At 36.2% G+C, this 17,513-nt stretch carries 18 protein-coding genes, 1 pseudogene and 1 other annotated feature; of the genes and pseudogenes, 17 read left to right on the top strand and 2 right to left on the bottom strand.

Going from position 1 to position 17,513, the window contains the following annotated elements:
- Positions 1–11 precede the first annotated feature (11 nt).
- The 17 genes and pseudogenes from splB to ACIQ38_RS19600 all read left to right on the top strand — a co-directional run bounded on the left by splB (position 12) and on the right by ACIQ38_RS19600 (position 15,987).
- Positions 12–1,040: a spore photoproduct lyase gene (gene splB / locus ACIQ38_RS19680; RefSeq protein WP_402827174.1), complete on the top strand. Its 1,029-nt coding sequence runs from the start codon at positions 12–14 to the stop codon at positions 1,038–1,040.
- A gap of 208 nt (positions 1,041–1,248) precedes the next feature.
- Positions 1,249–2,049: an NUDIX domain-containing protein gene (locus tag ACIQ38_RS19675; RefSeq protein WP_402827171.1), complete on the top strand. Its 801-nt coding sequence runs from the start codon at positions 1,249–1,251 to the stop codon at positions 2,047–2,049.
- A gap of 91 nt (positions 2,050–2,140) precedes the next feature.
- Positions 2,141–2,692 (top strand): cysteine hydrolase family protein, encoded by a 552-nt coding sequence (locus ACIQ38_RS19670; RefSeq protein ID WP_402827168.1) that lies wholly within the window; start codon positions 2,141–2,143, stop codon positions 2,690–2,692.
- A gap of 20 nt (positions 2,693–2,712) precedes the next feature.
- On the top strand, positions 2,713–4,164 hold the full coding sequence (locus ACIQ38_RS19665; RefSeq protein WP_402827165.1) for a nicotinate phosphoribosyltransferase: 1,452 nt from the start codon (positions 2,713–2,715) through the stop codon (positions 4,162–4,164).
- Positions 4,165–4,204: 40 nt separating this feature from the next.
- Positions 4,205–4,819, top strand: a complete 615-nt coding sequence (gene nadD, locus ACIQ38_RS19660; RefSeq protein ID WP_402827162.1) for a nicotinate (nicotinamide) nucleotide adenylyltransferase — start codon at positions 4,205–4,207, stop codon at positions 4,817–4,819.
- Between the two features lie 723 nt (positions 4,820–5,542).
- Positions 5,543–5,796, top strand: a binding site (T-box leader).
- 79 nt (positions 5,797–5,875) lie between these two features.
- Positions 5,876–7,432 carry a lysine--tRNA ligase gene (gene lysS, locus ACIQ38_RS19655; protein ID WP_402827159.1) on the top strand — a complete coding sequence of 519 codons (1,557 nt, stop codon included), beginning with the start codon at positions 5,876–5,878 and terminating at the stop codon, positions 7,430–7,432.
- Between the two features lie 333 nt (positions 7,433–7,765).
- Positions 7,766–9,535 (top strand): annotated as a pseudogene (locus ACIQ38_RS19650) (T7SS effector LXG polymorphic toxin); the annotation flags it as partial.
- A 12-nt stretch (positions 9,536–9,547) separates the two neighbouring features.
- Entirely contained in the window at positions 9,548–9,964 is a 417-nt protein-coding gene (locus tag ACIQ38_RS19645; protein WP_402827156.1) for a tetratricopeptide repeat protein, read from the top strand.
- Positions 9,965–9,976: 12 nt separating this feature from the next.
- A complete protein-coding gene (locus tag ACIQ38_RS19640; RefSeq protein WP_402827153.1) occupies positions 9,977–10,399 on the top strand; it encodes a hypothetical protein in 423 nt (140 codons plus the stop codon).
- Between the two features lie 113 nt (positions 10,400–10,512).
- Positions 10,513–12,246, top strand: coding sequence for a T7SS effector LXG polymorphic toxin (locus tag ACIQ38_RS19635; RefSeq protein WP_402827572.1), 1,734 nt, complete (start codon positions 10,513–10,515; stop codon positions 12,244–12,246).
- A gap of 15 nt (positions 12,247–12,261) precedes the next feature.
- Complete coding sequence (locus ACIQ38_RS19630) at positions 12,262–12,711, top strand: SMI1/KNR4 family protein (protein WP_402827150.1); 450 nt, start codon at positions 12,262–12,264, stop codon at positions 12,709–12,711.
- A 309-nt stretch (positions 12,712–13,020) separates the two neighbouring features.
- Positions 13,021–13,503, top strand: coding sequence for a hypothetical protein (locus ACIQ38_RS19625; RefSeq protein WP_402827147.1), 483 nt, complete (start codon positions 13,021–13,023; stop codon positions 13,501–13,503).
- A 6-nt stretch (positions 13,504–13,509) separates the two neighbouring features.
- A complete protein-coding gene (locus ACIQ38_RS19620; RefSeq protein ID WP_402827144.1) occupies positions 13,510–13,989 on the top strand; it encodes an antitoxin YezG family protein in 480 nt (159 codons plus the stop codon).
- 144 nt (positions 13,990–14,133) lie between these two features.
- The gene (locus ACIQ38_RS19615; RefSeq protein WP_402827141.1) at positions 14,134–14,628 is read left to right on the top strand and encodes a hypothetical protein; all 495 of its coding nucleotides are present in this window, start codon (positions 14,134–14,136) and stop codon (positions 14,626–14,628) included.
- On the top strand, positions 14,574–14,825 hold the full coding sequence (locus tag ACIQ38_RS19610) for a hypothetical protein (RefSeq protein ID WP_402827139.1): 252 nt from the start codon (positions 14,574–14,576) through the stop codon (positions 14,823–14,825). The genes ACIQ38_RS19615 and ACIQ38_RS19610 overlap by 55 nt, the downstream gene beginning before the upstream one ends.
- Before the next feature lie 212 nt (positions 14,826–15,037).
- Positions 15,038–15,568, top strand: a complete 531-nt coding sequence (locus tag ACIQ38_RS19605) for an ankyrin repeat domain-containing protein (protein WP_402827136.1) — start codon at positions 15,038–15,040, stop codon at positions 15,566–15,568.
- A 71-nt stretch (positions 15,569–15,639) separates the two neighbouring features.
- Positions 15,640–15,987 (top strand): DUF2185 domain-containing protein, encoded by a 348-nt coding sequence (locus ACIQ38_RS19600; RefSeq protein ID WP_402827134.1) that lies wholly within the window; start codon positions 15,640–15,642, stop codon positions 15,985–15,987.
- Positions 15,988–16,254: 267 nt separating this feature from the next.
- Here ACIQ38_RS19600 and ACIQ38_RS19595 read toward each other — a convergent pair whose 3' ends face one another.
- Together ACIQ38_RS19595 and ACIQ38_RS19590 are read right to left on the bottom strand one after the other, a co-directional pair.
- A complete protein-coding gene (locus tag ACIQ38_RS19595; protein WP_402827131.1) occupies positions 16,255–17,031 on the bottom strand; it encodes an HpcH/HpaI aldolase family protein in 777 nt (258 codons plus the stop codon).
- Positions 17,032–17,109: 78 nt separating this feature from the next.
- Positions 17,110–17,493 carry a cupin domain-containing protein gene (locus ACIQ38_RS19590; protein ID WP_402827128.1) on the bottom strand — a complete coding sequence of 128 codons (384 nt, stop codon included), beginning with the start codon at positions 17,491–17,493 and terminating at the stop codon, positions 17,110–17,112.
- Between the last annotated feature and the right edge of the window lie 20 nt (positions 17,494–17,513).

The following is a 17,513-nucleotide window of genomic DNA, read 5'->3' as shown; positions in this document are numbered from 1 at the left end:
TTGTATGCAGTATGAATAAACCCTTCACGCCACAGCTTGTATATTTTGAACCAAATTCACTTGATTATCCGCTTGGTAGAGAATTGAAGGAAAAATTCGAGAAAATGGGGATTGAAACGCGCTTTACGACTTCACATAACCAAATTCGGGATTTGCCGGGTGATACGGATGCTCAAAAGTATCGTATTGCAAAATCAACTTTAGTCGTAGGTATTCGAAAAACGTTAAAATTCGATACGTCCAAGCCTTCAGCTGAATATGCAATTCCACTTGCAACAGGTTGTATGGGGCATTGTCATTATTGTTATTTGCAAACGACGATGGGCAGCAAACCATATATTCGAACTTACGTAAACGTAGAGGAGATTTTGGAAGCCGCCGATCGTTATATCGAAGAACGCGCTCCTGAGATTACTCGTTTCGAAGCCGCCTGTACATCCGATATTGTGGGAATTGACCATTTAACGCATTCATTGAAAAGAGCAATTGAGCATATTGGTCAAACAGAACTAGGTAGGCTACGTTTTGTAACGAAATTCCATTTTGTCGACCACTTGTTGGATGCTAAGCATAATGGCAAGACGCGATTCCGATTTAGCGTAAATGCTGATTATGTTATTAAAAACTTTGAACCAGGCACTTCTCCACTCGATAAAAGAATCGAGGCTGCAGGAAAAGTGGCAAGAGCTGGCTACCCGCTTGGATTTATCATTGCTCCGATCTACCTACATAAGGGCTGGGAGGAGGGCTATCGCCACTTGTTTGAACGGCTTGACGAGGAATTGCCTCAAGATGCAAGAGAGGATATTACATTTGAATTTATTCAACACCGGTTTACAAAGCCCGCCAAAAAAGTGATTGAAAAGAATTACCCAAAGACAAAATTGGAGTTAGACGAAGAAAAAAGACGCTACAAATGGGGCAAGTATGGAATCGGTAAGTATATTTACCAAAAGGACGAAGAGGAAGAAATAAAATCTCATCTATACGGCTATATGGAAAAGTACTTTCCTAATGCAAAGTTAGAATATTTTACTTAATAAAAAACGTATGGCCTCGGGGAACTGGGGCTGTTTTTTGTGTGTTACAAAGCAGTTTAGCTGAATTACATATCTGGATTCTTCCTTAAAGTAGAATTTTCTTAAAATATTTTAAACAAAAGTGTTGCAAAATAATCAAAGAAGGAATATCATATAAACAAATAGTAATTCAATAATTACAAATTACCAAGAAGAATGAGGTATACTTATGATGAAGTATAAGACAGAAAAGGAATTTCTGAAGAACTATGATTCTTCTAAATACCGCACGCCAGATGGATATACAGCGGACATCGCTATTTTTACCATTGTGTCGGAAAAAGTATTAGAGAAAGCTCCGCCAAAGATGACACTGAATATTATGTTGATCAAACGAGCAGAAAAAGATAGCGATAATAATCCTAATATCGAAGGAGGAAAATGGGCGCTACCTGGTGGTTTCGTAGATGCTCCGAAAAAGGAAACGGCTTACATGGCGGCAAAGCGAGAGTTGAAAGAAGAAACAAATGTAGATGGCTTGCACATTAAGCATTTTGGGGTGTATGACGAATTTGGACGCGACCCTCGTGGATGGATGATATCAAATGCTTTTTACGCAATTGTTCCTGACCAAAACATAGGACAGCGACAAGCAAATGATGATGCTGCAGAGGTGGAATTATTCGATATCGAAGAAGTATTCAAGCTGGATTTAGCTTTTGACCATCGCCAAATAATTACTGACGCCTTGAAGTCCATTAAAAAAGAGATGATTCAATCAACAGTTGCTAAAAATTTTCTGCCGAAAGAATTCACATTATCTGAATTACAAAGGGTTCTTTTGACTGTGGGAGAGGATCCACGCATCTCCAATGATTCTGTATTTTTTACCAAAGCACCAAAGCTTCCTTTTATCGAAAAGGCGATAGATGAGGAAGGAAAGCCGAAAAAAACAAATAGAAATTCCTTTAGACCGTCCCAATTATATCGGTTTAATGACTTTGAAATTATTGAGTCCATTTATCATTAGGAAAGTTTTTTTCTTTCCTAATTAATTTTAAAAAATGTAATTTGTAATTCATTAATTACTAATTCAAAACTAAACATGAGGTGAAGAAATTATGCAAAAACGTGCACTGATTAACATTGATTATACGGAAGACTTTGTAGCTACAAACGGTTCTTTAACTTGTGGAGAACCAGGTCAAAGATTAGAATCCAAAGTTACCAAGTTGACGGAGGAATTTATTACCAATGGAGATTTCACGGTATTTGCTGTGGATGTCCATGAAATAGGGGACAAATATCATCCCGAAACGAAATTATTTCCCCCTCATAATATTAGAAATACAGAAGGTAGAAATTTATACGGTTCATTAAAAAATGTATATGAGGTAAATGAAGGAAGAGAAAATGTCTACTTTATGGACAAAAAAAGATATTCAGCATTTGCTGGAACAGATTTAGAGCTTAAATTGCGTGAGCGAGGAATTTCAGAGATTCACTTAGTTGGTGTTTGTACAGATATTTGTGTTCTCCATACAGCGGTAGACGCTTATAACAAAGGATTTCATATTGTCATCCATAAAGACGCGGTAGCTTCCTTTAATCAAGCTGGACATGAATGGGCATTAGGGCATTTTGAAAATTCACTTGGGGCAAGGATCGTTTAAAAATAAAGGAGGAAAACAAAATGAAATATGCAGATGATAGTTTTATGTTACACACAGACCTTTATCAAATTAATATGGTGGAAACTTATTGGAAGGATGGTATTCACAATAAGAAAGCTTTTTTTGAAATGTATTTCCGTAAGCTTCCGTTTGGAAATGGATATTCACTATTCGCAGGGTTGCAGCGTATAATTGAATTTATCGAAAGCTTCGTATTTTCTGAAAGTGATATCGCATATCTTCGTGAAGAGGGACACTATTCCGAGCAGTATCTGGAATACTTGAGTAATCTTCAATTCACAGGAACGATTCGTTCCATGAAAGAAGGAGAATTGGTGTTTGCCAATGAACCTATCTTGCAAATAGAGGCACCATTAGCTGAGGCACAATTGATTGAAACTGCCTTATTAAATATAGTGAACTTCCAGACATTGATTGCAACAAAAGCTTCCCGGATTAAACAAGTGATTGGTGACGAGGTGGCAATGGAGTTCGGTACTAGACGCGCTCAAGAATTAGATGCGGCAATTTGGGGTACTCGGGCTGCTTATATCGGAGGGTTTTCTGCTACAAGTAATGTGCGTGCAGGGAAATTATTTGGTATCCCTGTGGCTGGAACACATGCCCATGCAATGGTGCAAGCTTATCAGGATGAATATGTAGCTTTTACAAAATATGCAGAAGCACATAAGGATTGTGTTTTTTTAGTAGACACATACGATACACTACGTTCTGGCGTGCCTAACGCTATTCGGGTAGCAAAGGAATTTGGGGAGAAGATTAATTTTATAGGGATTCGATTAGACAGTGGAGATATGGCTTACCTTTCAAAAGAAGCAAGAAAAATGTTAGATGAAGCTGGTTTTAAAGAAGCAAAAATTTCCGCTTCTAATGATCTAGATGAATACACGATCATGAACTTAAAAGCACAAGGAGCTCGAATAGATACTTGGGGTGTTGGAACAAAACTGATTACTGCCTATGATCAGCCCGCACTTGGTGCTGTATATAAGTTGGTTGCTATTGAAAATGAAGATGGAGAAATGGTTGATACCATTAAAATCTCTGGAAATCCAGAGAAAGTAACAACACCAGGACGAAAAAGAATATATCGAATTATCAATAACGTCAACGGTCATGCAGAAGGAGACTATATTGCTTTAGCGCATGAAAAACCACAAGAGGAAGAGCGTCTAAAAATGTTTCATCCGGTACACACCTACATTAGTAAATTCGTAACTGATTTTACAGCAAAGGAATTGCATGTAGATATAATAGTGAATGGTTCTGTCGTATATGATTTACCGACAATTCAAGAAACACAAGACTATGCAAAAGAAAATCTAAAATTATTGTGGAATGAATATAAGCGTACCATGAATCCAGAAGAGTACCCAATCGATTTAAGTCAAGCTTGTTGGGATAACAAGATGGAGCGAATCCGTGAAATTCAGGAAAAAGTGCGAAGATAATATTGTAATAGTCAAACAAGGGATTTGGAGGAAACAGATAATGGCTAAAATCGGTATTTATGGGTCTTCATTTGACCCAATTACAAACGTACATTTATGGACGGCAAGCACTGTTGCTCATCGCTGTAAATTGGAGAAGGTGATTTTCTTGCCTTGTTCAAGTAAAAGAAAAGACAAAAGAATGAAGACGGAAGATGAGCATCGTTGGAATATGCTTCAACTGGCGATAGAAGATGATAGTCGTTTTGTTGCAGATGATCATGAGATGAAGCAAGATGCATGGAATATATATACGTATGACACAATGGTACATTTTAAGAAGAAATATCCAAATGATGAGGTGTACTTCATTATGGGAGCAGATTTGTTAGTGGATATAGCAAAAGGTGAATGGGCCAAAGGAAGAGAGTTAGTTTCTGAAAATAAATTCATTGTGATGGCAAGAGAGGGAGTGGATATGCTATCAACCATTAGTCGCTCTGCTATACTTAGGAACAATGATGATGGTTCAACCTTCCATTTAGTTGATAAGGGGTTGGCTATGGAGATTAGCTCGACCTATATTCGAGAAGAATTTGCTATGGGCGGAGAACCGAAATATTTATTGCCGACTTCATGCTATGACTATATAAAAAAACATGGACTATATAGTTAAATTGAGTTGAGATGGGTTTAGCAACTTCCAACAAACGATTAACAGTTCCTCTGTCAGTGAGCCATGGCACGAGACTATATACCTCATGCTCCGTAAAGCACCAAATCAAAGGCTGGGTGGAATGAAAAAACATAGCGTATCGATGTCGGATTATGGTGCATTTTAAGGTACTCAAGAGCGTTTTATGTTAGATTCTGCGGTTTCCCAGGAAATATTTCGTTTTGAATTATCGCTTATTTCTTAATGAGCTACAAGAAAAGTTTAATATAATTGGAGTGTTACAAGGCGTGAGTTAACTAAAACTGTTGGTATAACAATATTCTATCGTGTATTAAGCGGATTGGACAATTTGATTTCCATACTGAAAAAGATACTACCTTATTTCTAGGTGTATCTCTTTTTTGATGTGGTCAGAATTTCCTTCAAGACATTTTCTATATCTGCACCTGAGTAAAACTCGGTTTTTTAGCAAGTGCTGCTACGTCTATTTCCTCAGCATTACGACCCTTTAATAAGTCCCTACAAGTCTCGAACTTACGCCCCCCTTTGTCAACGTTGCGATGAATAAATCTGCTTCCTTCTTAATAGAATTTGTTACTTTCACTGTTGTATTAGTTTATTTATTATCTGGATTATGATAATGAGGTGAATATTAGTAAATAATTCGATTTTTCAAAAAAGTTGAAAAATAAAATGGAATTTGCTATTATCAGTAACAATAACTTATTGGCGATGACGAGACGATTAGATAAGATGCAGCATTACAGAGACCCTTGGTTGGTGAAAAGAGGGATGGGAATTCTTATTGAAAAAAACCTCCGAGCTTCGTATGGAACTAAGCGAGTCTTAGGGATGCTACGACGGTTTCCTCCGTTACGGGGATAAGGTATCGCCTAATGGCCGTACCTGATAAGGCTTATTGAGTGATCAATAAGCAAACTGAGGTGGTACCGCGAATTCAAACTCTCGCCCTCAAGATGAAAATCTTGGGAGGTGGGAGTTTTTTTATTTTATTTAAAACGAATGTAATGAAAAAAAGAAAAAGAGGTGGAGTGTATGCACTGGGCATATGAAATAGCGAAAAGATTAATTGAAAAACATCCAACAAAAAAGGTTTTTACTTGTGCATCAGGGATTAGCCCTTCTGGTTCTGTTCATATTGGGAACTTCCGGGAAGTCGTGACAACTTTTTTTGTAGTGAAGGCTTTAGAAAGCTTAGGTAAAAAAACGAGGTTTATTTTTTCTTGGGATGACTTTGATCGATTAAGAAAAGTTCCTCAAAATGTACCAGCATCTTTTGAAAGATTTGTTGGTATGCCTTATTCGGATGTCCCAAACCCTTTTGGAGAAGGAAGTTACGCTCATTATTTTGAAAAAGAGTTTGAACAATCCTTACAAGCTTTTGGCATTCAACCTGAATTTATATATCAAAATGTGGAGTATCAATCTGGACGATATTCAGACTATATTTGGATTGCATTGAAAAAAAGAAAAGAGATATATGAGATACTCATGCGTTTTAAGTCCAGCTCTTTTTCTTCCGAACAATGCGAGGCATTTTTCCCCATCACCTTATATTGTGAATGCTGCAACAAGGATACGACCGCTATAAGTGCTTTTAACGAAGAACTCGGACAAATTAAATACAACTGTACTTGTGGAAATGAAGGAGTGCAATCACTAGGGGGAAAAAACAGGATAAAACTAAATTGGAAAGTTGATTGGGCAATGCGCTGGATGATGGAAGATGTAGTATTTGAACCAGGAGGACGAGATCATTCATCTGCAACTGGAAGTTATAATGTTTCTAAAGCCATTGCGAAAGAAATCTTTGATTATGATGCGCCTGACTATACTGCTTATGAATTTATCCAGCTAAAAGGGACAAATGAAAAAATGTCTAGCTCATCAGGAAACGTCCTTACACCAAATGATCTTCTATTAGTCTACACACCGGAAATTATTCTATTTATGTTTGCTAAATACAAACCAAATGCTTCCTTTCATATTGGACTAGACGAAGATGTACTGCGCAATTACTCAGAGTTCGAACGATATCAATCCGCTTATGCAAAGGGATTGATAAAAGAGGAAGATATTAGACTTACATTGGAGTTGGCTTGTGGCGGTAGTATAAATAGGCAGCCTAGTTTTAGCCAAGTTGCAAGTATTTTCTCGCTTATAGGTTTTAACTATGAATTATTACAAACTTCATTAAGTAGAACGGGAATAGAATATACAATGCAAGAGATCAATCAGATTAGCGACAGGGTGGCTCATTGGATAAAATATTGGAATCCTCATCGATTGGTAAGTATAAATCAGAAAAATAATGTCTTGTACTACTATAGCTTGACTGCTGAGCAACGAAGAAAAGTAAACGAACTAACAGAGTTACTAAGAAATGAAACTTCCTTATCAGGAGATTCCTTCATGAATAGAATATATGCTATATGCGAAGAAGACGATAAAAAAAGAATGCGTGAAAGCCAAAAAGACTTATTTCAAAATGTCTATCAATTAGTTATAGGTCAAAGTAGTGGACCCAGATTACCTTTACTCATAAGTGCGGTTGGTAGGGGGAAAATTATTAAACTACTTACATTTTCTTGAGTGGATATTCCTGTTTCTAATAGATTAAAACTATCGGGAAAGGTCGATTTCTCACGATTGATTCTGATTATTAAGACCTATATTCAGCGCCATCTAAATAACCACTATTTTCCTTGAGTGGTGGTAGAAGAGTTACAAACCAAATTCTTCTATTTAATTCCTTTGCATTGTTTTTATGAAAATTACAACTTCTCTCTTTACCTTCTATTGTAAAAGTGGAATATTATAACTATTGATAGGTTACTAGAGGAGGAGAAGCATGTTCACGTACGGGGGATTATTGTATAATGAAGAAAATGGGTATCGTTCAAAAGTGATTGTTTCTAAAAGTTTAGTGAGGCATTGCTTATGAAAGTGTTAGATGTAGATCTATTTGAAGATGGTTTACAACGCAACATTGCGATGCTTGACAGATTAAGAAGCGAAGTAGATTCCATCTATCAGTCAGTATTAGGGCTAGTTGATATGGAGGAGCAATTAAAAGGAGCAGGCGGAAATGCCATTCGCTCCTTTTATCGGGAATGTCATCTGCCATTTCTCCAATTTTTCCGCATGTTTTCCGATAACTTTCAACAAATCCTCGGCCAGATGGAATCAGCCCTTCATTCGCTCGAACCAGATTCCGCAGGCTACATACTGGAAAAATTTCTAGAAGGCCAACTGGAAGACGGACTGACTCTGATTGGCCAGCTGACCGAAAGCTTGACGGATCAAACGAATAGTATAATGGACCAAGTAAGTGATATTGTTGGTCTACCTCATTTGGATGATAGTGGGGTACAAATAGGTGTCATGGATTCTAAGAAAAAACGGGATGACACGGTCGTTGGACTTTATGAATTTGATGCCTCTCAGACGACCGCGCTAAACTCCATCGAACAGGGCTTGCAGGCGATGGACACATGGCTGGCAGACTTGGAAGTACTGTTTAAAGCAGGGGTCAAAGATATAACTTTTGAGCAAAACCAATGGGAAGTTCTTACCTTAAGAAGTGACATTCGAACAGAACTGTTCCCAAAAGTATACTTAGATCCTAGTAACTTGTGGGTGGAGAAACAGGAAAAGTTGATCGGCACCATGCTTACCACAGCGACTTTCCAAGGTCTTGAAGGAAAAAAAGTGGCCACTGTCGAAGAACACATAGAGGAAAATGTCAAATACCATCAATATGAAAATGGATTGCTTGTTAAAGAGTATATGGTTGGAGAAACAGTTTTCTATGAAGTTGTTTCTCAAGTAGAATATAAGCAAGAGACCTTTCAAGTTGAGAAACCAAAAGAAAATATAGGACTAGATATCTTCCAGACTGTATTAGATGTGGCCGGACTTATACCAGGAGTTGGAGAAATAGCCGATGGTGTAAATGGGATTATTTATACCGCTCGAGGAGATACGACGAACGCCGCACTATCATTTAGTGCGATGATCCCTTTTGCAGGCTGGGCGAGTACAGGTGGGAAATTCGTCAAAAAAGGCAGCGATTTATATCAAAGAAGGAATGTTGTAAGCACGGAGAAAATGGCATCCATCTATACACCCATTTACCAAGACGTGGTGAACAGTCCATTAGGAAAAACACAAAATCACCTGGATATAATGTCTAATAATTACAAATATAGTACGCCGAATGCCCTTCCATTTAATATGCCACCAGTAAAAACGGAGATTCCTACGACGGTTAAAAGTGGAGATATTGATGGTGGGACTGCTATAAAGAATGTGGATGGCAAGGCAAAGAGTACGGATACTGTTAAACCTACTAGTAATAGACTAAAATATATGGGGAGAACACCAAGTAAATCGTCAAGAACTGGTAGAGAAGTTATTGAAAGAATGTCTCAAGAAAGCAAGATACAAAATGTACGTGGTAAAACTCAATTCTTAGACGGTGAAAATAAATGGCGTCCTTTAAATGAAGCAGATATGGCACACAAAACAGATGCCGTTACATGGTGGAATGAAATTGGTCGTAATTATGGTCCAAAGTCAAAAGAGGTAAGAGAATGGATGCTTGATTCAAATAATTATTATCTGGAACACTATAGTATAAACCGTTCACAAGGTGCTAGCTTAGGAGAGAAATATTTACCACCAGATAATTAGGGGGAGTCTATATTGGAATTACATGATGAACTTTATGAAAGAATAGTTAGTTTATGTTCTCAAGGTGATGATTTAGTTAATAGTTTTGAGTTTGAGAATGCAATAAAAATGTACCTGAAAGCTTTAGATTTAGTTCCCGAACCTAAACAAAATTGGGAAGCTAGTACTTGGATTTACACAGCATTAGGCGATACAAGTTATATGAATAAAGATTATGATGCTTCGAAACATTTTTTATTTAATGCGATTAATTGTCCTGATGGAATAGAAAATCCTTTTATTATGTTACGTCTAGGTGAGACCTTGTATGAATTAGGAGACGTTAATAAAGCGAAAGAATACTTATTGAGAGCATATATTCTGGAAGGTTACTCGATTTTTGAAAATGAAGATGATAAATATTTTGATGTGATCAGAAGTGAAATTTAAGAGGTGATTAAAATGAGTTATGTAACAGGTGAAAAAGGTGCTCACATAAAAGAATTGATGGATAAGAGTAATGAAGAATTTGATAAAGGAAATCTAGAGGAGTCTGTAGTTTTATTAGAACAAGCATGGAAAGAACTACCAGACGATAAAGCAATTTTTGATGAGAGCTTTTTAATCATTTGGGGTATTTTAGATATATCTATTATATTAAACGATACCGAACGGATGAAAAAATGGGTTGATAATATATTTGTCGCAGATCCCGCAAGAGGAGATACAGGTGAAAGAGAATTATGGGCTGGTAAGGTGGCTTATGAGTTAGGTGAATTAGCTAAAGCAAAAGGGTATCTTGATACTGCAGATAAGAAATCAAGAGGCAGGTGCTTTAGTGAAGATGACGAAAAGTACTTGAAATTTTTAAAAGATAAACAATAAAGTAGAACATTAAACGAACTGAACTTAAAGCACTTGTCTAATATTAGTGACTTGTGCTTTTTTGTAATTTTACATACATAGGTCTAATAATTATGGTTAATTATAGCAAATAAATTAGAAGCGAAGTAGATTCCATCTATAAGTCGGTATTAGGGCTAGTTGATATAGAAGAACAATTGAAAGGAGCAGGCGGAAATGCCATTCGCTCCTTTTATCGAGAATGTCATCTGCCATTTCTTCAATTTTTCCGCATGTTTTCAGAAAATTTTCAACAAGTTCTCAACCAAATGGAAGCAGCTCTTCACTCGTTCGAGCCAGATTCCGCAGGCTACATACTGGAACAATTTCTAGAGGGACAACTGGAAGACGGACTTACACTAATTGGTCAACTAACCGAAAGCTTGACGGAACAAACGAATAGTATCATGGACCAAGTAAGTGATATTGTTGGTTTACCCCATTTGGATGATAGTGGGGTACAAATAGGAGTCATGGATTCTAAAAGAAAACGCACTGAAACGGTCAATGGGCTTCACGAATTTGATGCCTCCCAGACGAACGCACTAAACCCCATCGAACAAGGTTTACAGGCGATGGACACATGGCTAGCAGATTTGGAAGCTCTGTTTAAAGCAGGGGTTAAGGATATAACCTTTGAGCAAAGCCAATGGGAAGTTCTTACGTTAAGAAGTGACATTAGAACAGAACTATTCCCAAAAGTATACTTAGATCCTAGTAACTTTTGGGTGGAGAAACAGGAAAAGTTAATCGGCACCATGCTTACCGCAGCGACTTTCCAAGGTCTTGAAGGAAAAAAAGTGGCCACTGTCGAAGAACACGTAGAGGAAAATGTCAAATACCATCAGTATGAAAATGGTTTACTTATTAAAGAGTATATGGTTGGAGAAACAGTTTTCTATGAAGTTGTTTCTCAAGTAGAATATAAGCAAGAGAGCGTTCAAGTTGAGAAACCAAAGGAAAATATAGGACTAGATATCTTCCAGACCGTATTAGATGTGGTCGGACTTGTCACAGGAGTTGGAGAAATAGCCGATGGTGTAAATGGGATTATTTATACCGCTCGAGGAGATACGACGAACGCCGCACTCTCTTTTAGTGCCATGATCCCCTTTGCAGGATGGGCGAGCACAGGTGGAAAATTCGTCAAAAAAGGCAGCGATTTATATCAAGCAAGAAATGTAGTGAACACGGAGAAAATGGCCTCCGTCTATTCGCCTATTTACGAAGATGTCGTCAACAGTCCATTAGGAAAAACACAAAATCACCTGGATATAATGTCTAATGGTTACAAATATAGTACGCCGAATGTCCTTGCATTTAATATGCCACCAGTAAAAACGGAGATTCCTACGACGATCAAAAGTGGAGATGTCGGTGTTAAGAGTGATATAAAGAATGTGGATGTCGAGGCTAAGGGGACTGGGATAGAATATAAAAACTATATGGATGTAGAATATACTGGAACGACCAAGGTTAATGGAGAAGTAAGAGATATTAGCAGAAGGGTTTTTCAAAGGCTAGATATTGATTATAAAAGGATTGACCTCGATAGTGGTATGACAAATTTTCAATTAATGAAAAAAGGAAGAGCACCAATTTGGAAAGATGGAACAGTTATAGAGCTTCATCATTTAATACAAAGAGAGCCAGGGTCAATGGTGGAAATTCCGGCTAGTATGCATGATGAATACCATAAAATTTTACACGGTTTGGTGGAGAATGGAGGGAGCTTTAGAAATGATCCTGTCTTAAAAAAGCAATACGATAACTTTAGGGGTAAATATTGGAGATGGAGAGCAAAAGAGATAGAGAAAAGCGATTTGTAAAAGGAGGAACCATATATGGATAAAGAGGAATTAACAAATTTTATTAATGAACATAAGGAATTAGATGACTTTACTGGTGGGGTAGACGAAAGTCAAATTAATCTTGTCCAAAATGAGTTAGGTGTGGAATTACCAGAAAGTTTTAAATGGTTTTTAACTACCTATGGTTCTGGTGGATTATTTGGAGTCGATATTTCAGGAGTGGCTAAGTCAAATAGAACTCCTGTTGTTATTAACACAAAGAGATACAGAGATTTAGGAATGGAAAAGGATTTAGTAGTTGTTGAAAATGCTGGAGAATATGTTTATTGCCTCCATACAAGCAAAATGGAGAATAATGAGTGCCCAATAATAGCTTGGAATAGACAAGGGGGACTTGATAACTACTATACAGCAAATGATTTTTATGAGTTTTTATCACAAAGATTATTGGATGCCCAAGAAGTATGGGAAGAAGATTTTTAAGAGAATATATTTAAGATAGGTAAGATAGAGGAATTACAAAAAGTTATATAAAACTCAAAAACTATTGATGGTTTTACTATCAAGGATTTGAATATGATTAGCTAATGAACTTTGATTGAGTGCTTGTCATTCGGTTAAAGTTTTCTTTTTGACTTAAATAATTGAATTCCTTAGATTTAATTAAAGCTTCTTAAATCGAAAATGAAATATTCAAACACAAACTAAGAATTTATTTTTCATTTGAGCAAAGAAAAGTTGGTCGGCACCATGCTTACCGCAGCGACTTTCCAAGGTCTCGAAGGAAAAAAAGTGAGTACTGTCGAAGAGAACGTAGAGGATAATGTCAAATACCATCAATATGAAAATGGTTTACTTATTAAAAAGTATATGGTTGGAGAAACGCTTTTCTATGAAGTTGTTTCTCAAGTGGAATATAAACAAGAAAGTATTCAGGTTGAGAAACCAAAAGAAAATAAAGTGCTTGATTTCATACAGACTGGCTTGGATATAGTTGGACTTATTCCTGGTGTTGGAGAAATAGCCGATGGTGTAAATGGGATTATTTATACCGCTCGAGGAGATACGACGAATGCCGCACTCTCTTTTAGTGCGATGATTCCCTTTGCAGGCTGGGTGAGTACAGGTGGGAAATTCGTCAAAAAAGGCAGCGATTTATATCAAAGAAGGAATGCCGTCAACACGGAGAAAATAGCATCTAGTTTTATTGTTGGCTATTCAATTGATGGAGGTAGGGCAAAAAAGGTAACAATACAAAATCAAAATGGGAGTTAATAACCTATGGAAAAACAGATGAATCAGATGTACCCCGTGATAGCAGAGGATATCCTTGGTATCATACCTGATGGTAATTGGTATGAGATTTACTTGTATGCTGAAATTTTGGATGGTTCTAGAGAAGTGTATTTTTATTTCAATACTTCTATGAATGAAGAATTTATATATTCACATGATATTCCTGAAAAATATAATGTAAGTGAAAAAACATATGATAGCTTGTTATTAGAGTTACAAAATCAATTTTATGATTTAAGACAAATATTTATTGATAATGATCAAGAGCCATGGACGAATTTAACATTAACATTGAAGTATCCTGGAAAGCTAAAAATTAATTATGATTATGAAGAAGTAATAAATTCAGCTATATCTCCAACTCAACGACAAATGATTTTTGAATATGAACATTTAGCATTGTTACCTCAAAGTGAAATAAACAGACAGTTTATACTAAATTATGTGAAAAATAAAAATGAATAATGATAAACGAACGCCACTATCTTAAATTCTGAGTCTTTTTATGAATTACAGGCTTTGAATTATTTATTAATATTTTAATGCGAAGCTTTTTAGAAAATCTTCAATTATTTTATAAACTAGAGGATGTAAAAAGGAGCAATTTGGTTGGAAAAATTATCTTTTTTAAATCATTATAGAAAAAGCATAGAGTTTGTATCTAACAAGGAATTACTCAATAATGAAAATATTCCAGAAAAATGGTTAGAAATATTTAAAGAAACGGATAAAATCAAAAAGAAAGATAAATTAATAGCATTATGGAATAGTGTGTGTGAAAAAGAATTAAGTAAGACTATATCATACTTGCAAGAGAATTTATTAGAATTTGAACTAATAATAGATAATGGACAATATGCAGTACTATACAGCGTACAAAGTGAAAATGAAGAAATTTTATACTATGAAGGCGGTATACCAACCAACCCGTTTTTTATTCCAGAAATGAGGGAAGCTTGGTCAAAACTACCAGGATCTATTAAGAAGTTTTATGAAAAGTTACATAATGGATTTTATTATCTGCCAAGTAAAGCTATGGGGCTTGTCCAGTGGAACACATTACTCATTTTGAGGATTATGAATGGGGAATACTTGAAGATTTAGATGAACCTTTAGGAATTAATATGGCTACTACATATGGGGTTTTTCAAAATGGCATGGGAGGATATGTTGCTATTGATATAACCAACTGTATCGATGGTGCCTCTACATTATGGTTTAGCAATGATCAGCCTGAATATAATTTGAATTTCTGGGATGTTGTAGATGAATGGATTGTAATAGGGTTACAAGACATATAAAAATACAAGTGAAGAAATTAGAAGCAGCATAGCAGTCTACAGTTTACAAAATAGTTTTTCTAAGAGTAGTCAGATTGGTACCATGAAAAATCAATAGCGTATTAAATATTTGGATGGTATTTTGTACTATAACTTACCAAATATATCGGATGCTTCATTTGCTACCTAGTACTAACTGAAGTCATAATAAAGAATTAGGGGATCATCGTATAATGGATATTCAGAAAGCTGATTATTGGACTGTTATTAAATTTGGAAATCTTGAATTGTTTATGGAGAAGTTGAGAATGGAAAATCAAATCATTGAAGGGATGGTAAATTCTGTTGATAGAAACGGCATTAGTTTACTTGAAAAAGCATTGATTAGTAGAAAGTTTGATATTGCCAACTTTTTATTGGACAATAACGCAAAAGTAAATATAATTTCAAATGAAGAATGTAATGAACTTCACTATTTAGCAGCAAATATTCATTTTACTGGTGCAGTTGAATTGGCTCATAGATTAGTGGATCTGGGGGTTAATTTAAATCTAAGAGACAGAAAATTCGGTAACTCAGCAATGTGGTCGTTATGTCAAGAAGTATTTAAAAAGCGTACAGAGGAAGGAAATCATCTAATCGTAAAATGTCTGAAAAAACGACCCAATATGAATGATTTAAATAAATCAGGATACTCTTTAAAAGAATTAATTGAAGAACGTGGAACGGATGATATAAAAAAAGTTGTGGAAGAAATTAGCTAAAAGAGTAGTAGATTAGGTGGTAGTGTTGTTTTTCTATATACTTAGTCTAGAGAAAAGGTGATTTTTAGTAGATGAATAGAATAGGAGATAACAGCGAATATGGCGGTTTAATTGTTTCCAAGAATATTCTTGGCGGAAAGCCAATAAGGTATTCATTTCGTGAAAAAAGCTCCATACCACAATTAAATGGTTGGAATTTTTATTCCGCTGGTGATGATGATGAATATATTACAGATCCAAATAACTTTATAATGTTAAACGCGGAATCAATCTTTAAAATTTCTCCAGTAATTCTAGAAATTTTTGATGCTCCTTATGGAACTGATTTGTGTTGGTTATACGAGGAAGGCATTCATGTGAGTTTTTATGACTTACAATTGGAAAAAGAAGTATCTATCTATCAAATTTTGAATCCGTAAAAGAAATCCAATATTTGGGGAGGAGGACTAGAAAATTAAACCAAGTTTCTTATTCTTTGATACTTTATATTTTAAGTGAATAAGCGGCTTGAAATAGAAGTTCAACTGAAAGGAGCAAAGGCAAATGCCATTCGCTCCATAATAGAGTATAGCATTTGCCATTTCTTCAATTTTTCCGATTATTTTTGAATTAATTGTACATCAATTTCCATTTACTTTTCATACGACATAAGCAGCTATTAGTTATAGAAATTTTCAAGCTACCTTTTATCGCTCTTCCGACAGACTATTTCTAACCGCATCGATTTGCTGTTTAGTCTGACTTTTAAAGAATCCCAAGTCATTCATGATGGTGACGAATTGGAAACCTTGTTGAACACGTTTCGCCGCTTCTTCCGCGTTTCCAGTGACGATGCCGGCTACGATATTGTGTTTCTGACAGGTTTCCATTACTTTGTCAATTGCTGCTTGTAACTCATCGTTATTTTTGTCGCCAAAACAGCCCATATCCTGTGATAAGTCGGCAGTTCCAATGAAGATACAGTCAAGACCTGGTGTTTGGCAAATCTCTTCAATATTTTCGACACCTTTCCTAGTCTCGCATTGCATGATGACATAGATGTTATCATTGACTTCACCTTTGTTGTAATTCTCATACCATCCCCATCTTGGCCCGCGCCCAGCGCCTATACCTCTTTTTCCTAAAGGAGCAAGTTTCATATGTTCAATAATGTATTGGGCGTGCTGTTTCGTTTCCACCATGGGTACCATCAAACCATGAATGCCAACATCCAGCATTCGGGACATCATTGGTCCGTCATGTGGATGATATACACGGGCAAGTGGCGCCATATCATATAGTTCCGCAGCCCGTATCATATTCACCATCGTTTCCATATCAGTTTGGGCATGCTCCTTATCAATGAGGACAAAATCGAATTCATTGAGTCCTAAAATTTCCACATTAGTCGGTGAGCCAGAAGCAACGAATGCACCTAAAACATACCCGTTTTTCTCCAGCTTCTCTTTAACCAAATTACGCATCTCCATTATATTCACTCCTGCTACTAAGATACTAAACTATGAACTAATCAGACAAATTAGCTAATCATTGGGATAGATTTACTTACGGTAGCTCTCAATGAATTTACCATAGGATTCGTTATACTCTTCTCTTAGGGGATAAAAAATATCCATGTTTAGTACTGGTACAGGACTATCGTAGACTTCAATATAATGCTCAACACCAGCTGGAACAGTAATCCAGGAACCCTTGGTCATGCGGTAGGGAACACCATCAACATAGTAATCACATTCACCTTCTAAGATAAGTGCAATCTGCTCATTTTCTTCATGGCTATGGGGGTTCTTCTCATTACCATTTTCCACTCTGTTGATTGTGACGTTGATGTTTTCTGCTCCCATACCGAATACTTTCCGCGTAATGCCTTCTCTTACAAATTGCCATGGCAGGTTATCTAGATTACCGTAATCAATTTTTGTCATTTTTATTTCCTCCAGTTACA

Source organism: Psychrobacillus sp. NPDC096389 (genome assembly GCF_044762855.1).
GTDB lineage: Bacteria > Bacillota > Bacilli > Bacillales_A > Planococcaceae > Psychrobacillus.
The sequence above is the reverse complement of the archived record's forward strand: the minus strand, read 5'-3'. Positions and strand labels throughout refer to the sequence as shown.